Source organism: Burkholderia sp. Bp9099 (assembly GCF_003857805.1).
In the GTDB taxonomy this organism is placed as follows: Bacteria; Pseudomonadota; Gammaproteobacteria; order Burkholderiales; family Burkholderiaceae; genus Burkholderia.
Genome location: NZ_QTPU01000011.1, coordinates 171184 through 188677, shown reverse-complemented (window position 1 = coordinate 188677; position 17494 = coordinate 171184). Strand labels below are relative to the sequence as shown.

At 68.6% G+C, this 17494-nt stretch carries 15 protein-coding genes; 7 read left to right on the top strand and 8 right to left on the bottom strand.

The annotated features are described in order from the left end of the window. Positions 1-142: 142 nt before the first annotated feature. Both DIE17_RS14900 and DIE17_RS14895 read right to left on the bottom strand, forming a co-directional pair. Positions 143-919 (bottom strand): SDR family oxidoreductase, encoded by a 777-nt coding sequence (locus DIE17_RS14900; protein ID WP_124484644.1) that lies wholly within the window; start codon positions 917-919, stop codon positions 143-145. A gap of 4 nt (positions 920-923) precedes the next feature. Next, positions 924-1364 carry a heme-binding protein gene (locus tag DIE17_RS14895; protein ID WP_124484645.1) on the bottom strand — a complete coding sequence of 147 codons (441 nt, stop codon included), beginning with the start codon at positions 1362-1364 and terminating at the stop codon, positions 924-926. A 97-nt stretch (positions 1365-1461) separates the two neighbouring features. On the opposite strand from DIE17_RS14895, the gene DIE17_RS14890 reads away from it, so the two are divergent. The 3 genes from DIE17_RS14890 to DIE17_RS14880 all read left to right on the top strand — a co-directional run bounded on the left by DIE17_RS14890 (position 1462) and on the right by DIE17_RS14880 (position 6644). Further along, positions 1462-2400, top strand: coding sequence for a LysR family transcriptional regulator (locus DIE17_RS14890; RefSeq protein ID WP_124667969.1), 939 nt, complete (start codon positions 1462-1464; stop codon positions 2398-2400). A 375-nt stretch (positions 2401-2775) separates the two neighbouring features. Continuing rightward, positions 2776-5370, top strand: coding sequence for a bifunctional lysylphosphatidylglycerol flippase/synthetase MprF (mprF, locus tag DIE17_RS14885; protein WP_124667961.1), 2595 nt, complete (start codon positions 2776-2778; stop codon positions 5368-5370). Beyond that, complete coding sequence (locus DIE17_RS14880; protein ID WP_124667962.1) at positions 5367-6644, top strand: virulence factor family protein; 1278 nt, start codon at positions 5367-5369, stop codon at positions 6642-6644. Before mprF ends, DIE17_RS14880 begins: the two co-directional genes overlap by 4 nt. A 73-nt stretch (positions 6645-6717) precedes the next feature. On the opposite strand, the gene DIE17_RS14875 is transcribed toward DIE17_RS14880, so the two are convergent. The 4 genes from DIE17_RS14875 to DIE17_RS14860 all read right to left on the bottom strand — a co-directional run bounded on the left by DIE17_RS14875 (position 6718) and on the right by DIE17_RS14860 (position 11141). After that, positions 6718-7176, bottom strand: a complete 459-nt coding sequence (locus tag DIE17_RS14875) for a DUF934 domain-containing protein (RefSeq protein ID WP_124667963.1) — start codon at positions 7174-7176, stop codon at positions 6718-6720. Beyond that, the gene (locus tag DIE17_RS14870) at positions 7173-8957 is read right to left on the bottom strand and encodes a nitrite/sulfite reductase (protein WP_124667964.1); all 1785 of its coding nucleotides are present in this window, start codon (positions 8955-8957) and stop codon (positions 7173-7175) included. The genes DIE17_RS14875 and DIE17_RS14870 overlap by 4 nt, the downstream gene beginning before the upstream one ends. A 247-nt stretch (positions 8958-9204) precedes the next feature. Next, positions 9205-9606: a hypothetical protein gene (locus DIE17_RS14865; RefSeq protein WP_124667965.1), complete on the bottom strand. Its 402-nt coding sequence runs from the start codon at positions 9604-9606 to the stop codon at positions 9205-9207. Positions 9607-9707: 101 nt separating this feature from the next. After that, on the bottom strand, positions 9708-11141 hold the full coding sequence (locus tag DIE17_RS14860) for a PLP-dependent aminotransferase family protein (protein ID WP_124667966.1): 1434 nt from the start codon (positions 11139-11141) through the stop codon (positions 9708-9710). Between the two features lie 553 nt (positions 11142-11694). Between DIE17_RS14860 and DIE17_RS14855 the strand changes: the two genes are divergently transcribed. After that, positions 11695-12816 (top strand): extracellular solute-binding protein, encoded by a 1122-nt coding sequence (locus DIE17_RS14855; RefSeq protein WP_124667967.1) that lies wholly within the window; start codon positions 11695-11697, stop codon positions 12814-12816. Further along, on the top strand, positions 12813-14588 hold the full coding sequence (locus tag DIE17_RS14850) for a sensor domain-containing diguanylate cyclase (protein ID WP_124484653.1): 1776 nt from the start codon (positions 12813-12815) through the stop codon (positions 14586-14588). Before DIE17_RS14855 ends, DIE17_RS14850 begins: the two co-directional genes overlap by 4 nt. Before the next feature lie 100 nt (positions 14589-14688). On the opposite strand, the gene DIE17_RS14845 is transcribed toward DIE17_RS14850, so the two are convergent. Both DIE17_RS14845 and DIE17_RS14840 read right to left on the bottom strand, forming a co-directional pair. Then, positions 14689-14988: a DUF4148 domain-containing protein gene (locus DIE17_RS14845; RefSeq protein WP_124667968.1), complete on the bottom strand. Its 300-nt coding sequence runs from the start codon at positions 14986-14988 to the stop codon at positions 14689-14691. A gap of 273 nt (positions 14989-15261) precedes the next feature. Further along, on the bottom strand, positions 15262-15522 hold the full coding sequence (locus tag DIE17_RS14840; RefSeq protein ID WP_006760082.1) for a hypothetical protein: 261 nt from the start codon (positions 15520-15522) through the stop codon (positions 15262-15264). Positions 15523-15787: 265 nt separating this feature from the next. On the opposite strand from DIE17_RS14840, the gene DIE17_RS14835 reads away from it, so the two are divergent. Together DIE17_RS14835 and DIE17_RS14830 are read left to right on the top strand one after the other, a co-directional pair. Beyond that, positions 15788-16684 carry a LysR family transcriptional regulator gene (locus DIE17_RS14835; protein WP_124921071.1) on the top strand — a complete coding sequence of 299 codons (897 nt, stop codon included), beginning with the start codon at positions 15788-15790 and terminating at the stop codon, positions 16682-16684. Between the two features lie 136 nt (positions 16685-16820). Beyond that, complete coding sequence (locus DIE17_RS14830) at positions 16821-17453, top strand: LysE family translocator (RefSeq protein WP_124666848.1); 633 nt, start codon at positions 16821-16823, stop codon at positions 17451-17453. Positions 17454-17494: the final 41 nt, after the last annotated feature.

The following is a 17494-nucleotide window of genomic DNA, read 5'->3' as shown; positions in this document are numbered from 1 at the left end:
GTTGCGGGCCCGGCTTCCGCGACGCGTTGATCCGCGACGGTTCGCGCCGTCGGGAAGGTCATCGACGGCGAACGTCGTACGCGACAGGCCGGGCGGCGCGCAGGGCGTTCCTGCGTGACCCGCCTGCCGCCGCCGGCCTGCGTCACTGCTGCCGGTCCCACGCGCGCGCCTGCTCGGCGCGCACGAACGCTTCCGACGACTGCGGCAACAGGTTGCGGAATGCGCCGCCGTCGTTTTCGATCACGTCGACCATCTTCGCGATCATTTCCTCCGGATCGTGCTGCTCGAGCGGGAAGGTCAGCCGCTCGGGCGTCACCGTGTGGACGGCCGGATCGCGCCAGCGCCGCGGCGTTTCCATCATGCGGTCATTGAAGCCGGTGCTGTACGGGCCCGGGTTCACGACCGCGACGCGGATGCCGTGCGGCGCCAGTTCCGCGTGCATCGCCTCGGCGACCGATTCGACCGCGTGCTTCGACGCGCAATAGGCGCCCGTGAACGGCCCCGTGATCAACCCCGCGATCGACGACACGAACACGATCTTGCCGTGCCCGCGCGCGAGCATGCCGCGGGCGATCTGCTGCGTGAGTTCGAGCGGCCCGAACAGGTTGACGTCGAACAGCTCGCGCACGATCTCGACCGGCAGGTCGACCAGCGCGCCGGCCTCGCCGACGCCCGCGTTGTTCACGAGCACGTCGACTTCGAATTCGGCCGCGCGGGCGCGGTCGTAGGCCGACGTCACGTCGAGCTTCACCGCGCGCAGTGCGGTGCCGCGCTGCGCGGCGGCGTCCGTCAGCGCGTCGATCTCGGCGGTCGTGCGGACGCCGGCCGTGACCGCGTGACCGTGTTGTGCGAGCCGCAGCGCGACTTCGCGGCCGAAGCCGCTGCCCGCGCCGGTGATGAGGATGCGTTTCTGAGCCATGTGCTTACCTCGAGGTGGGAAAGGTTGCGTGAAAGCGATCGCGGCAATGCCGCGCGATCGCGTCGTCCTGCTCGACGCTGCCGCCAGATATGCCGATCGCGCCGACGCAGCGCCCGTCGCCGTCGACGAGCGGCTCGCCGCCGCCGAACGTGACGAGCCCGCCGTGGCTGTGCTCGATCCCGCGCAGCGGGCCGTCGCCGGACATCGCGCCGAGCGAGGCGGTCGATGCGCGGAAGCGGATCGCCGTCAGCGCCTTGCGTTGCGCGAGGTCGATCGCACCGAGAAAGCAATCGTCGGTGCGGATGAATGCGAGCAGGTTCGCGCCGGCGTCGACGATCGCGATCGACACACCGGCGACCTGCAGCGACGCGGCCTGCGCGAGCGCGGCTTCGATCGTCTGCCGGACAGCTGCGAGCGGCAGGGCGGGGCTGTGATGCGGATTCATTCGATGCTCCGGTGGAAGACGACGGGGCCAGTGTAGGTAGTTCTTGTATATGGGAGAATCGGCATTCCACTCGAAGGAGTTTCAAGTTTTTTTAATGATGAGCAGACGCGATCCGATGGCCGGGCTGCACGTGTTCATGACGGTCGCGACGGCCGGCAACTTCACGCGTGCTGCCGCCGCGCTCGGCCTGACGCCGGCTGCCGTCAGCCTTGCGATCGGCCAGCTCGAAGGCGAACTGAACGTGAAACTGTTCAACCGCAGCACGCGCGGCGTGAGCCTGACCGAAGCCGGCCAGCATTACCGGCAGCAGACGGAGCCTGCGTACCGGCAGGTCGTGCAGGCGCGCGACGCGCTGAAGGAGGTGCGCAGCGAGCCGGGCGGGCTGTTGCGCGTCACGGCGCTGCCGCTGGCCCGCTTGCTCGTGATCGCGCCGGTTCTGGCCGCGTTCCGCGCGCGCTATCCGAAGGTCCGGCTCGAAATCCGCTACGAGAACGAGCTGGTCGATATCGCGAAGGAGGGTTTCGACGCGGGGATTCGTCTTGCCGACCGGCTGCAGCCCGGCATGATCGGCGTGCGGATCGCGCCCGCGCTGACCTGCGCGCTGGTCGCCTCGCCCGGCTATCTGGCGCGGCACGGCACGCCCGCGTCGATCGCCGAGCTGGCGCGCCATGCGTGCATCCGGTTCCGGTTCTCCGAGAGCGGGCGCCTGCACAAGTGGCTGCTGCGCGACGGGCGCCGCGACGTCGATCTCGACCCGGAAGGCGTGCTCGTGACGAACGACGCGGATGCGGTGATCGATGCCGCGCGCGAGGGCGTCGGCATCGCGTTCGCGTTCATGCGCGAGCGCATCGACGCGGACCTGCGCGACGGCACGCTCGTCGAGGTGCTGCCGGGCGCGTGCCGGACGCTGCCGCCGATGTGGCTCTATTACGTGAATCGCAAGCACGTGCCGGCGAAGCTGCGCGCATTCATCGACATACTGCGGGAGCGGGCCGGCGCCGACTGGCACGATGACGGCGCGACAACGGGACCGTAAGGCGGGCACGGCAATCCGTCCCCATTCCCCGAATCCCGCGCCGGTCGCGGGTTTGCTCTCGCGGGCTCGGTCGGGCCGGGAGAATTTCTCCCAAAAGCGTCGCAAGTCGGTCATTCGACGAAAAATTCCCCGCGGTTCCCGGTATGATGCGCACCTTGCGCATGAATTTGACGCGTCGTTGATGCGACCGCCGCGCCCGAACGGCTCAGTACGGGATCGAAAGATTCTGTAATATAAAATCCGTATACTCGTAATTTCTGATTCAGGCGCCGCCTGGCTTCGTCCCAGGCCGACCGCCCACGCAGAACAACCAGATTCGTCGCCGCGAGGCCACCCCTGCGCCGCGACAAGCTACGCACCACCACTGAACACTCTATGTCTTCCCGCCACCCTGGCCAGCCCGGCCGTGCCGCGGCAGCGATCGCCCGTGTCGCGACGCTGATCCGCAATGAGCGCGTGCTGTCGCCGCTGCTCGCGCTCGGCATCGGCCTGCTGCTGATCGTGGTGTTCCAGCACCTGTCCGAATCCGTCGACTACCGCTCGGTGATCCGCCAACTGCGCCACCTGTCCGCGGGCGAGTGGGGCGCGTCGCTGGCCGCGACGGCCCTCAGCTATCTCGCGCTCGTCGCCCGCGATGCGGTCGGCCTGCGCTACGTCGCCGCGAAAGTGCCGCGCGCCGCGCTGTGGATCGGCGCGATCGCCGGCTCCGCGCTCGGCAATGCGACCGGCTTCGGCGCGCTGACGGGCGGCGCCGTGCGCGCGCGCGTGTACGGCGTGTCGGGCGTCACCCCCGCGCAGATCGGCCGGATGACCGTCTTCACCAGCGGCACGCTCGCACTCGCACTGGTGCTGATGACGGCGGTCGGCATGGTCTGCGTGCCGCAGACGCTCGCCGCGATGCTGCATGTCGCGCCCGGCGTGCTGACGTGGAGCGGCGCCGCGCTGCTCGTGGTGCTGGCCGTCATGACGATGCTGTGCGGCAACGTCGCGCGCCCGGTCGTCACGCGCTTCAAATGGCTCGCGTTCGACGTGCCGGCGCGGCGCGACCTCGTCGCCCAGGTCGTCTATGCGGTGCTCGACGTCGTGGCCGCGGGCCTGACGCTGTGGGTGCTGTTGCCGTCCGCTCCAGTCGGCTTGCCGACTTTCATCACCGTGTACGCGGCCGCGCTGCTGCTCGGGATGATCGGCCATACGCCGGGCGGGATCGGCGTGTTCGAGGCCGCGATGGTCTTCACGCTGGGCCGCGAAGTGCCGGCGCACGCGATGGTCGCCGCGCTGATCGCCTATCGCGCGATCTACTTCGGCGTGCCGCTCGTGCTGTCGGCCGGCCTGCTGGCCGGGTTCGAGGGCCGCGCGCTGCGCCGCCGGCTCGTGACGCGGCAGGCCGCGCGCGTGTCGCAGCTGGCGCCGCTGTTCCTGAGCCTCGTGACCTTCGCGGTCGGCGGGATGCTGGTGATCTCGAGCGCGACGCCCGCGTTCTGGCACCGGATCGCGATCCTGCGCAACATCGTGCCGCTGTGGGTGCTCGAAGGCTCGCAGGTGATCTGCAGCGTGCTGGGCGTCGCGTTGCTGTTCGTCGCGCGCGGGCTGCTGCGCCGGCTCGACGGCGCATGGTGGATGACTTTCGCGCTGACGCTCGCGAGCCTCGCGCTGTCGCTGGCCAAGGGCCTCGCGTTCGTCGAGGCCGGCGTGCTCGGCACGCTGCTGGTGCTGCTGCTCGTCAGCCGCCGCCGCTTCAACCGGCATTCGTCGCTGCTCGCCGAGCGCTTTACGGTGAGCTGGTTCGTGTCGGTGACGATGGTGCTCGTGCTCGCCGTGTGGGTGCTGTGCTTCGCGTTCCGCGACGTGCCTTACACGCGCGATCTGTGGTCGCATTTCGCGTTCGACGAGCGCGCGCCGCGGGCGCTGCGCGCGACGCTGGCGGCCGGCGTGTTCGTCGCGATGTTCGCGCTGTGGCAACTGCTGCGGCCGGCGCCCGGGCGTTTCGTGAAGCCCGCCGAGCAGGACCTGATCGACGCGGAGCAGATCATCCGCGCGCAGGAGTGCAGCGATGCGGGCCTCGCGCTGATGGGCGACAAGTCGTTCCTGTTCTCCGAATCGCGCCGCGCGTTCCTGATGTATGCGAAGAACGGCCGCACGTGGGCCGCGCTGCACGATCCGGTCGGCCCGCGCGAGGAATGGCCGGCGCTGATCGGCAAGTTCATCGCGCTGGCGCACGCGCACAGCGGCCGCGCGGCGTTCTACCAGGTGCGCGCGAACGCGCTGCCGCTGTATCTCGACGCGGGGCTCACGCTGATGAAGCTCGGCGAGGAAGCGCACATCGCGCTCGACCGCTTCGACCTGAAGGGTTCGAACCGGTCGCACCTGCGCTATGCGCTGCGCCGCGGCGACAAGGACGCGCTGACGGTCGAGGTGATCGCGCCGCGCGACGTGCCGGCCGCGCTGCCGTCGCTGCGCGACATCTCCGACGGCTGGCTCGACAGCCGCGACGCGCGCGAGAAGAGCTTCTCGGTGGCCGCGTTCCACGACGGCTATCTCGCGACGCAGTCGGTGATGCTCGTGCGCCAGGCCGACAAGCCGATCGCGTTCGTCACGTTCATGACGACCGACCTCAACACCGAGGCGACGGTCGGCGTGATGCGTCATCTGCCGGACGCGTCGCCGTATGCGATGGAGTATCTGTTTACGCAGCTCGCGCTGCATCTGAAGGAAGCGGGGTTCCGCAAGCTGAGCCTGGGCATCGCGCCGTTCTCGGGGATGGGGGCGGCGAAGATGCCGTCGCCGTGGCACCGGTTCGGGCTGATGGTCTGGCGCTTCGGCGGCCGCTTCTACAACTTCCGCGGCTTGCGTGCATTCAAGAGCAAGTTCGAGCCGCACTGGGAGCCGCGCTATCTCGCGGCCTCGGGCTCGGTCGGCGTGTTCGTCACGCTCGCGGATCTGTCCCTGCTGGCTGGAGGTCGGCGTTCATGATGTTGAAGAAGGGTATCGCGCGGGCGGCAGTCGCCTGCGCGGGAATGATGCTGGCCGGCGCGGCGTTCGCGGCGCAGGCCGCGGCGCAACCGGAAACCGTGTCGGGCGGCCGCTACGGCCCCGTGACCGTGACGAAGCCGGGCGGCCCGCTGCGCGGCTTCGTCGTGCTGTTTTCGCGCGGGCGGGGCTGGGGCGCCGCCGACCAGCAGGCGGCCGACGCCCTCGCGAAAGCGGGCGCGATGACGGTCGGGGTGGATTCGGAGCGCTATGCGGCGAACCTCGCCGCGAAGCAGGAAACCTGTCACCACCTCGACGGCGATGCCGAAGCGGTCAGCCACCAGCTCGAACGCCTCGCGCAATCGGCGCGTTACTACACGCCGATCGTCGCGGGCGTGGGCCAGGGCGGCGCGATCGCGAAGCAGATCCTGTCGATGGCGCCGGAAAACACGATCGCCGGTGTCGCGTCGGTCGCGCCGGCGGCGAAGCTCGATGCGCGCTTCAAGCCGTGCCCGCCCGATCCGACGATCGTGCGCCGCGCGATGCCGGGCTTCGTCGAAACGGCCGCGGCCGGCGACACTGCGACGCTCGTGTCGCTCGTCACGTCGCACCTGCACGACACCAGCAGCACCGATGAGCTCGACGTGTCGGACCTGCCGCTCGTCGAGCTGCCGGCCAAGGGCGGCAGCGACCGCCTCGCGATCGTGATCTCGGGCGACGGCGGCTGGCGCGATCTCGACAAGACGATCGCCGAGGCGCTGCAGCGCGACGGCGTGGCGGTGGTCGGCATCGACAGCCTGCGCTACTTCTGGAGCGAGAAGCCGCCCGCACAGGTGAGCCGCGACCTGGCGCGCGTGATGCGCACCTACATGGCGCGCTGGCATGCGAACCGCGTGGCGCTGGTCGGCTACTCGTTCGGCGCGGACGTGATGCCGTTCGCGTACAACCGGCTGCCGGCCGACCTGCGTGACAAGGTGGCGGTGATGTCGCTGCTCGGCTTCGCGCCGGCGGCGGATTTCCAGATCCGCGTGACGGGCTGGCTCGGGATGCCGGCGAGCGACAAGGCGATGAAGGTCGCGCCGGAAATCGCGAAGGTGCCGCCGCAGCTCGTGCAATGCTTCTACGGCGCGGAAGAGAAGGACACGATGTGTCCGGCGCTCGCGAACACCGGTGCCGACGTGATCAAGACGGGCGGCGACCACCACTTCGGCCACGACTACATCGCGCTCGAGAAGAAGATCCTTGGCGCGTTCGGCAAGCCGGTGGCGGCGCGCTGAACGCCGGCGCCCGCTGAGTGGCGGGCGCGGCGCTTGCGGTTCATCGGACGGGCGGCCTGCGGGCCGCCCGTTTTCATTTCCCGGCTTGCGTCTCGACTTGCGGCGCCGCGTCCTGCCGCGGCGCCGCCGTTCTCGCATCGCGCTGATAGAAGCCGGGAAACCGGTCGAGCTGCCGGCGCGCGGCGGCAAGATCGGCATCGGCGCCGAGCACCGCGCTCGAAAACCCGGTGCGCTCCATCAACAGCAACTGATCGACCAGCACGTCGCCGGTCGCCCGCAGGTCGCCGGCGAAGCCGAAGCGCTTGCGCAGCAGATACGCCTGGCTGTATGCGCGGCCGTCGGTGAAGGACGGGAAGTGCAGGTCGATGCGCGCGGCCTGCGCGATGCGAGCGGCGAGCGGCCGCAACTCCTCGTCGTTGCCGATCGTCAGGATCGTGCGGGTCGCGGTGTCCGGCGCATTCGTATCGTCGGCGTGTTCGGCCGGCGTGAGCAGCCGGATGCGTGCGTTCGAGCTTTGGTCGGTCGGGATCATGCGTGCTCCGCCTGGTGACGGGCGTCGTTGGCCGCGGCCTTGAAGGGCTCGGCGCCGATGCGGCGCACCGTGTCGATGAATCGTTCGCTGCGGCCGTCGGCGTCGAGCCGCGCGTCGAGATAGACATTCACGAGCGCGTCGACGACATCGACGATCTCGTCCGCCGAGAACGACGGGCCGATCACCTTGCCCGGCCGAGCGGGGCCGCTCGCGCTCGAGCCGTCCGAGCCGCCGAGCGTCACCTGGTACCACTCGGCGCCGTCCTTGTCGACGCCGAGGATGCCGATGTGCCCGCTGTGATGATGGCCGCAGGAGTTGATGCAGCCGCTGATGTGCAGGTCGATGTCGCCGACGTCGTGCAGCATGTCGAGATCCTGGAACCGCTCGGCGATCGCATCGGCGATCGGGATCGAGCGCGCGTTCGCGAGCGCGCAGAAATCGCCGCCCGGGCACGCGATCATGTCGGTCAGGAGTCCGACGTTTGCGCTGGCAAGGCCGATCGCGCGCGCTTGCTCCCACAGCAGGAACAGGTCGTCGACGTGCACCCACGGCAGCACCACGTTCTGAGTATGCGTGACGCGTGCCTCGCCGGCCGAGAAGCGCTCGGCGAGTTCGGCGAGTGCGTCGAGCTGTTCGGGCGACGCGTCGCCGGGCGCCTGCAGGCGGCGCTTGAACGACAGCGTGACGATGCGCAGCGCCGGGTCGCGATGCGCTGCGACATTGCGCGCGAGCCAGCGCGCGAAGGCCGGATGGCGGCTGGCGTGCGCGGCCATGCGCGCTTCGGCATCCTGCAGATCGAGTGTGCGGGGCGCGAGGCGCGGCGGCACGAACGATGCCGCGATGCGGTCGAACTCGGCCTGCGGGATCGTGTGCGGGCCGCCGTCATGCTCGACGATCTGGCGGAATTCTTCCTCGACGTCGTCGATATAGCGCTGTCCCTCGCTCTTCACGAGGATCTTGATGCGCGCCTTGTACTTGTTGTCGCGCCGCCCGTAGCGGTTGTACACGCGGACGATCGCTTCGATGTAGTTCATCACCTGCTGCCACGGCAGGAACGCGCGCAGCAGCGTCGCGATCAGCGGCGTGCGGCCCATGCCACCGCCGGCGCTCACGCGAAAGCCGAGTTCGCCCGCGTCGTTGCGCACGAGCTTCAGCCCGACGTCGTGCCAGTCGGTCGCCGCACGGTCCTCGGCCGCGCCGGTGATCGCGATCTTGAACTTGCGCGGCAGGAACGCGAATTCCGGATGCAGTGTCGTCCACTGGCGCATCACCTCGGCGAACGGGCGCGGATCGGCGATCTCGTCCGGCGCGACGCCCGCACGTTCGTCGCACGAAATGTTGCGGATGCAATTGCCGCTCGTCTGGATCCCGTGCATGTCGACGGTCGCGAGCAGGTCCATCACGTCGGCCGCCTTCGCGAGCGGAATCCAGTTGAACTGCACGTTGGTGCGGGTCGTGAAGTGCGCGTTGCGGGTCGGCAGGCGCAGCGTGCCGAGCTGCGCCTGCGCGTCGCACGCGGCGCGGTAGGTGGCGTCGTCGGGCACGTCGTAGTCGCGTGCGATACGGGCGAGCACGCGCAGCTGCGCGCTCGACAGTTCGCCGTACGGCACGGCCACGCGCAGCATCGGCGCATGGCGCTGCACGTACCAGCCGTTCTGCAGGCGCAACGGCCGGAACGCGTCCTCGCTCAGCGTGCCGTGCTGCCAGCGTTCGAGCTGGTCGCGGAACTGGGCGGCGCGACTGTGCACGAGCGCCCGGTCGAAATCGGTATATCGGTACATGACGTGATACGCGAGAGGAGCGGCGGCGCAGAGGCGCGCGCCGCTCGGGAGGGGACGTTGCGACGGGTGTCGGGCAACAGGGACAGCGTAGGGAACGCGGGGCGGCGGGACAAGCAGCAGATCGGAGCGGAAACGGCGCAGCAGATCGTAGCGGAAAGGGCGCAGATCGGAATGGAAACGGCGCAGCAGATCGGCGGAGCGCGCCGTTGTGTGCCGGGGCATGCATTGCGCATGCCCCGCGTCGGGTTCAGGTTTGCGCCGGCGCGTCGACGATCAACGCCGGATCGAGCGCGCGGATGCGCTGGTCGATGAAGTAGCCGCCGCCTTCCTGATAGCGCAGATAGAGCCGGCCGCACGATACGCAGCGGCTGACGTTGCAGCGGTTGTACGGAAAGTGGCGCGGTGCGATCGGCGCGTCGTCCGACGCATAGCGCGTGCCGGCCGGATGATATTCGTCGTAGGTCGGCTCGGTCTCGCCGGGCGGCGCAAGCGTGGCCACTTCCGTCAGTTGCGTGTCCTGCAGCGACAGCGGCAGGGTCGTCCAGCCGGCGAGCGAGGTTCTCGTGCACGTGCACGGCTGCGTAACGTGTGCCGCTTCGGCCGCCAGTTTCAGCAACGCGTCGTGATCGAGGTAGGGCAGTTGGCTCATGGGCAATCGTGAAGGAGCGGCGGGACCAGCAATGTAACCCGCGCGCGGCTTCGCTGCATGGACGTGATGCGGGCGGCGCGCAGCGTGCGCACGAGGCGCGATCAGCCCGACTTGCGTACCGCCGGCCCGGTGACCAGCTCGCCGAGCACGCGGATCGCGCGCTCGATGTCGCGGCTCCACGGATGGCCGAAGTTCACGCGCACGCAGCGCTCGAAGCCGTGCGCGGCCGAAAACAGCGGCCCCGGTGCGAAGCTGATGCCGCGCGCGATCGCCTGGCGGTGCAGTTCCATCGCGTCGATCGCGTCGGGAAACGACAGCCACAGGAAATACCCGCCGTCCGGCCGCACCCACTCGACGCCGGGCGGCAGCCAGCGCCGCAGCGCGTCGTCCATGCGCGCGAGCTGCGCCTGCAGGGTGCCGCGCAGCTTGCGCAGGTGACGATCGTAGCCGCCGTGCTCCAGATAGTTCGCGATGCCGGCCTGCGCGGGAATGCTCGCCGACAGCGTGGTCATCAGCTTGAGCCGCTGCACCTTCTCCGCGAACCGGCCGGCGGCGGCCCAGCCGATCCGGTAGCCGGGCGCGAGCGTCTTCGAGAACGAACTGCAATGCATCACGAGGCCGTGCCGGTCGAATGCGCGCGCGGGCAGCGGGTAGTCGGGGCCGAAATGCAGCTCGCCGTATACGTCGTCCTCGATCAGCGGCACCTCGCGTGCGGCCAGCAGCTCGACGAGCGCGCGCTTCTTGTCGAGCGACAGCGTGACACCGGTCGGATTCTGGAAATTGGTCATGAACCAGCACGCGCGGATGTCGTGCCGGTCGAGCGCGTTCGCGAGCGCATCGAGATCGAGGCCCGTGCGTGGATCGACGGGAATCTCGACCGCGCGCAGGTCGAGCCGCTCGATCGCCTGCAGCGCCGCATAGAAGCCGGGAGACTCGACCGCGACGACGTCGCCGGGCCGCGTGACGGCCATCAGGCACAGGTTCAGCGCTTCGAGCGCGCCGTTGGTGACGACGATCTCGTCGACGGGCTGCGCGACACCGGTTGCCAGATAGCGCCGCGCGATCTGCTGGCGCAGCGCCTCGCTGCCGGGCGGCAGGTCGACGACCGTGCTCCACGGGCTGACGAGCCGCGTCGCCTGCGCGAGCGATTTCGCGAGGCGCGGCAGCGGAAACAGCTGCGGCGCGGGAAATGCGGAGCCGAGCGGCACGATGCCGGGCTGCGTCGCGGCGTCGAGCACCGAGAACACGAGGTCGCTGATGTCGACCTTGCGCGTGGCGCCGGCACGGCTCGCGCGGCGTTTCGCGGGCGGGTTCGCCGCCGGGCCCGCGCCGGGCGCTACGTAATAGCCGGAACGCTCGCGTGCGCGGATCAGCCCCCACTGTTCGAGCAGGTAGTACGCGCGAAACACCGTCGATTGGCTCACGCCATGCTGCGCGATGATCTGCCGCAGCGACGGCAGGCGCGTGCCGACCGCGAGGTTGCCGTTGCGGATTTCGTCGGCGATCGTCTGGGCGAGGGTTTCGTAGCGTTTCATCGGCGCGGGCGGAGCATGCTTGGTGCCGCTCGCGCGGGGCCGATGCGGCGCCGCGCCGGCGGGCGCGCGTCATTGTCCGACGAGCGGCCCGAAAAGGAAAGCGCGACGGCCGGGCCGGTCGCGCTGTCGTGGCGATGCCGATGCGTGCGCATCCGTCGCGCGTGATCGCGGCGTTCATGCCTGCGTGGCGCGGATGCGCATGCGATGGCTCGACGCGCATGCAGGCGGAGGTGGCGACACGACGCGATGGATGACGCGCGTCGCCGAATGCATCGAATGCACCGAACGCTCCGAACGCATACGCAGTACATGCCGCGTGGCGCCGTGGCTGCAAGCGGAGTTGGCACACGTCGCGTCTTGCCTTTCACCTGATGATTCTCCGTTCGCGTGGCCGGGTTCGAGCGCGTGCAGCGACGTGCGATCGCACGCGTACACGGATGACGCGCTCCGAATAGGCGGATGCAGTGCGCGTGCGGCTTGTTCCAATTGCGCGGCGATATTTTTTGTGGTCTTGTTGCACGATCAAGCATCGACTCGAAAAAAGGACAGTCGAATGCATACGGGGAATTCGGACGAGGACCGATTGATCAGGGGAATCGGCGCGCGCCGTGCGCGCCGCGCCGCGTGCCGGTGGCTTGTCGTCCTGACGCTGGGCTGGCAGGGCCTGCCTGCTTGCGCCGCTTCCCCCGAGACCGTCAGCGACAACGTACTGCGTGTCCTTGCGTGGCCCGGCTACGCGGACAACGATGTCGTCAATGCATTCGAGACGCACTTTCATGTGCACGTCGAAGTAACCTTCGTCGATTCCGACGAAGCGTTGTGGACGCGGATGCACAGCGCGTCGCCGCCGCCGTACGACGTGCTTGCGGCCAACACGGCCGAGATCCAGCGCTATGCGAGCGACGGCCTGCTCACGCCGATCGACCTGTCGCAGATCCCCAACCGCCGGCGGCAACTGCCGAATTTCCAGCAGCTCGCGACGATCGGCGGACTCGTGCGCAACGGCTCGACCTATGCGATTCCGTTCACGTATTCGTCGATGGGACTGATCTACGATCGCAAGCAGGTGCCGGTCGCGCCGCGCTCGATGCTGGAACTCTGGAATCCGCGTTACCGCGGCAAGGTGCTCGACTTCAACAGCGCGCCGCATAATTTTTCGTTCACCGCGCTCGCGCTCGGCTATCCCGACCCGTTTCACCTGTCGCCCGCGCAAACGCTTGCCGTTGCGCACAAGCTGGTCGAACTGCGGCGCAACCTGCTCACGTATTACACGCTTCCGGACGAGGCGACCACGCTGTTCGTCCAGCATCGCGCGGCGCTGATGTTCGGCAACTATGGCACGCAGCAGGTCGAACAGCTGCGTCGCGCCGGTGCGGATGTCGGCTACGTGATTCCGGACGAAGGCGCGCTCGCGTGGCTCGACTGCTGGGGCGTCACGCGCGGCGCGGAGCATCGCGAACTGGCGTTCGCGTGGATCAACTACATGCTCGAACCGGCGATCGGCGTGCTGCTGACCGAACGCCAGGGGCTCGCGAATACGCTCCAACCGCCACCCGGTCTCGAGGCCGGCCACCAGCACCTCGTCTGGATCCAGCCGGTCGAGGACATCGCGCGGCGTGAGTCGCTATGGAGCCGCATCGTGTCGGGCGACCGGCCGGAGCGGTTCGAAAAATGATCAGGCTCGGGCTCACCTGGAAGCTGTCGATGCTGTTCGCGTGCATCGGCGTGATCGCGTCCGGCACGACCGGCTACTACACCTACCGCGCGAACCGGACGATGCTCGTGCAGGAAGCGCAGCACAGCCTGCTGATGTCGACGCACTTGCTCGGACAGCGCTTCACGACCGCGCTGTCCGACGTGGCCGACGATGTGCTCGTGCTCGCGCAATTGCCGGCGTCGGCGTCCGTCGCGAGCGGGGAAGGCGCCGATCGCGCGCCGCGCACGCGGCTCGAACAGGTGTATTACAGCTTCATGAAGAACCACCCCGAGTACCTGCAGATCCGGCTGATCGCGCGCGGGGATTTCGGGCTCGAGCGGATCCGCGTCGATCGCGACGCGCACGGCATCGTCGTGTTGCCGGAGAGTGCATTCCAGGAAAAAGGGCAGTTTCCTTACGTATTCGATACGCTTGCGACGGCGCCCGGTCATATCTACCTGTCGCCGATCGCGATCAATCACGAGACCGGCTCGCATGCGGCCGAAGGGCTGCCGATCCTGCGCGTGGGCACGCCGGTGGTCGACGAAGGCGGCCGGGTCGTCGGCGCGCTGGTCGTCGACGTCGAGCTGACGCGCATGTTCGACCGGCTTGAACGCGATCTGCCGCCAGACTACGTGGTGTATCTCGCGAACAAATGGGGCGATTTCCTCGTGCACCCCGATCCGTCGCAGATCTTCGGCTTCGATCGCGGGCACCGCGTGCTGATGCAGGACAGCTTCCCCGACACGCGGCTGCTGTTCGTCGGGGCGCGCACGAACGTGGCGCTCAACGGTCTCACGCAGCCCGACGCCGCACCGGGCCAGATGTTCGCGTTCGTGCGCACGCCGTTCGGCAACAACGAGGGCAACCGCTTCGTGGTGCTCGGCATGGCGCGTCCGCTCACGGACGTGCTGGCGCCGGCCGGGATGCTCGGCGAGCGGATCATCCGGATGGTGCTCTTGATGAGCGTGGCGGCGGTGATTCTCGCGATCCTGTTTGCGAGCGCGATCACGCGGCCGTTGCAGATGCTCGCGCGCGCGGCGACCCACGTGTTCGACGATCCGGCCGCCGAACGGTTGCCGGTCGCGCGGGCCGACGAGATCGGCGTGCTGGCGCGCTGTTTCGACAGCATGCGCGTCGAGATTCGTACGCAGGTCGCGATGCTGCGCGCGAAGCAGCTGGAGCTCGCGCATCTCGCCGGTCACGACCCGCTGACCGGCTTGCCGAACCGCCTGTTGTTCATGGAGCATCTCGATGCCGCGATCCGGCATGCGGCCGCGGTGCGCGAGGGGCTGGCGGTGATGTTCGTCGATCTCGATCGCTTCAAGCAGATCAACGACCAGCACGGGCACGCGGCCGGCGATCGCACGCTCGTCGCGGTCGCGAAACGGCTGAGCCTCGCGCTGCGCAGCGGCGACATGGCCGCGCGGCTCGGCGGCGACGAATTCATCGTGCTGATTTCGGACGTGCGATCGCCCGCGGTGATCGGCGATATCGCGTCGCGTATCCAGATCGTGATGGCCGAGGAACTGGAATTCGGCGACCGGCACCTGGCCGTGGGCGCGAGCATCGGCGTGAGCGAATATCCGGCGGATGGCGCGTCGGCCGAGGAACTGCTGGTCAAGGCCGACGCGGCGATGTACGCGGCGAAGGCGTCCGCGCAGTGCGCGTGCGTGCGTTACCAGGAACTGCTCGGCGGCGGTATCGCCACCGACGACGGCGGCCGCGTGGCGGCGGAGGGCAGCCGCTGACGGCGGGCCGGCCCGGCGCGCGGCAAAAACGCGGCGAGCCCGTCACGGGACGGGCTCGCTGGATCCGGGCGGACCGCGCGCGATGCGCGCGGCGGCGGACTTAGTGGCCGAAGTAGACCGAGTCGCGCGCGTTGCGCACCTTGACCGCCGGTGCGCCGCCCTGGACGACCGGGGCCGGCTGCGCGCCGTAGCCGCTGTTGTCGGCAGCGTGTGTGCGCGCTTGCGCGGCCTGGATGTCGGCCGGGTAGTACGGGCTCGACTGGCTCGGCTTGTAGCCGGCATTTTCGAGCTGGACGAGTTCGTTGCGCACCTGGGCGCGGGTCACGGTGCTTTGGGCGAAGGCGCCGAACGAAGCGGACAGGGCGACAGCGGCGACGACCGCGGAAACGAGCGATTTCATGATGACCTCCGATGTTCTATTGGGTTCGCCGGCGACACCATGTCGTAAGCGATTGATTACATCGTAGGCGTCGCTGGATTCAGGGTAAACGTGGATTCCGGCGAAAGATCATTGTCGGTGAGGCAACAATTCCAACATAAGTTCGATCCGTCCCCGTTCTGCGTTGCGGGAATTGCAAACTGACGGCGGACAGGCGGCGAGACATCGCGCACGGGCGAACGCCCGGTGGCGGGGCACCGGCAGGTGGGGCGGCTGGCGGGGGGCGTTGGCGGATCAGACGCCGTCGGCGTCGTCGATTTCCTTGCGCTCGCGGCGTTCCTCGTTGCCGCGGCGCGCCCGCAGGCGCTGGCGCGACAGGACCGCGATCACCTGCTGGGTGGGCGCGCCGGACGGCAGCTCGTTGCGGATGCGATCCGGCACCATCGGCAGGCCCGCGCGCTGCCGGCGCAGTGCCTTCGCGATTGCCCGGCGGCATTCGTCCCCGTGGCAATCCCATTCATCGCGGATTCTCTGGCAATAACGGCATTGTTCCATCGGGACAGTCTAACGCGTCTTGGCGATCGGAGCTGAAGGCGCAACGGACGGGGCTTGGACGGGCGCGGGCGCCGGAGCAATCCTGCGCGTGTCCGGCGACGGCGTTCGACATGATTCGAGGCTGAATCTTGCCCGAGCGCGGCGCGGGGCATCGGGCGAGGTCACGCGATGGCGCGCAATCGAAGCGCATGACACCGGTTCAATCAAATTCATGATGCGTCGCTCTATCATGTGAAAAATACATGCATCGCAACAAGGAGGCGAGATGACGCTTGCGCAGTTGCAGGCCCTGGCTGCCGTGGTCGAACTCGGCTCGCTGACGGCCGCGGCCGACCGGCTCAGCCGCAGTCAATCCGCGATCAGCCACGCGTTGACCGAACTGGAGGACATCACCGAGGTCAAGCTGCTGTTGCGCGACCGCCAGCCGGTCGTCCTGACCGCTGCCGGCGAACGCCTGTGGCCGTACGTACAGAACGTCGTCCGGGAAGCGCAGACGCTGCGCCAGCAGTTCGGCCTGGCGCGCGGCAAGCTCGAGGGTCGGCTGGTGGTGGCGTCGCTGCCGAGCGTCTCGCTCGCGTTCGTCGTACCCGCGCTCGAAGCGTTGAAGGCGGCGCATGAGGGCGTGACGGCCGTGCTGCTCGAAGGCACGGACGCGGAAGTCGAAGGGTGGCTCGACGACGGCACCGCCGACATCGGCGTGGTCGCCGGCACGAAGACTTTCGCGAACAACCTGCCGTTGCTCGACGAGGATTTCGTCGCGGTGGCGGCGAACGGCATGTTCGACGGGCGCGAGAGCGTGTCGGCGAAACGGTTGGCCACGATGCCGTTCATTTTTTCGAAGGCGGGGTGCGGGCCGGTGATCGCGGATTACTTCGCGCGCAACGGTGCATCGCTTCGCGCCGCGTTCAACGTGGTCGAGATGCGGACCATTCTGTCGATGGCGGAGGCGGGAATGGGCGTGTCGATCGTCCCGCGCATCACGCTCACCTATACCCGGTTCGGCGGCCGGGTGCTGGCGTTGTCGCCCAGGCTGCATCGTTCCGTGCGACTGGCGTGGAATGCGAGCGGCAACGCGGTCGCCGACGCATTCGTGAAACTGGTCGACGCGCAACGCGCGAAGGCCGGTAAGGCGATGCAGGCACGCGCGAAAAAGGACAAGTAGCGGGCCGGCGGAACGACGCGATGACGGGGTGAAGCGCGCTCATGCATGACTTGCAGTTTATTCATGCCGACAGACGCCGACATGCAATACATTGCTGGACACTCGCCCCGACTTCATCGCGCTGAAGGAGACTGCCGTGCCGGCCTTGCCCACCCTGATTGCTTTCGGACTCGTATCGCTCGGCATGGCCCTGACGCCCGGCCCGAACATGCTTTACCTGATCTCCCGCTCGATCTGCCAAGGCCGCCGTGCGGGGCTGGTGTCGCTCGGCGGCGTCGCGCTGGGGTTCGTCTTCTACATGTTCTGCGCGGCATTCGGCATTACCGCACTGGTGCTGACCGTGCCGTACGCGTATGACGCGCTGCGTTTGTCCGGCGCGCTGTACCTGTCGTATCTCGCGTGGCAGGCGCTCAAGCCGGGCGGCCGCTCCGCGTTCCAGGTGCGGCAACTGCCGCACGACAGCGGCGTGCGGCTCTTCACGATGGGCTTCGTCACCAACCTCGCGAACCCGAAGATCGCGGTGATGTACCTGTCGCTGCTGCCGCAGTTCATTGCGCCCGGGCACGGCAGCGTGCTCGCGCAATCGCTGGCACTGGGCTGCGTGCAGATCGCGGTCAGTGTCTGCGTGAATGCGCTGATCGCGAGCATGGCCGGCTCGATCGCGGGGTTTCTTGCCGGTCGGCCCGTCTGGGCGCGGGTGCAGCGCGGGTTGATGGGGACCGTGCTGGCCGGACTGGCCTTGCGTATCGCGCTGGAATCGCGAAGCTAGGGGCACGGTGGCGGCAATGCGGCTTGCGGTGGAAACCGGCG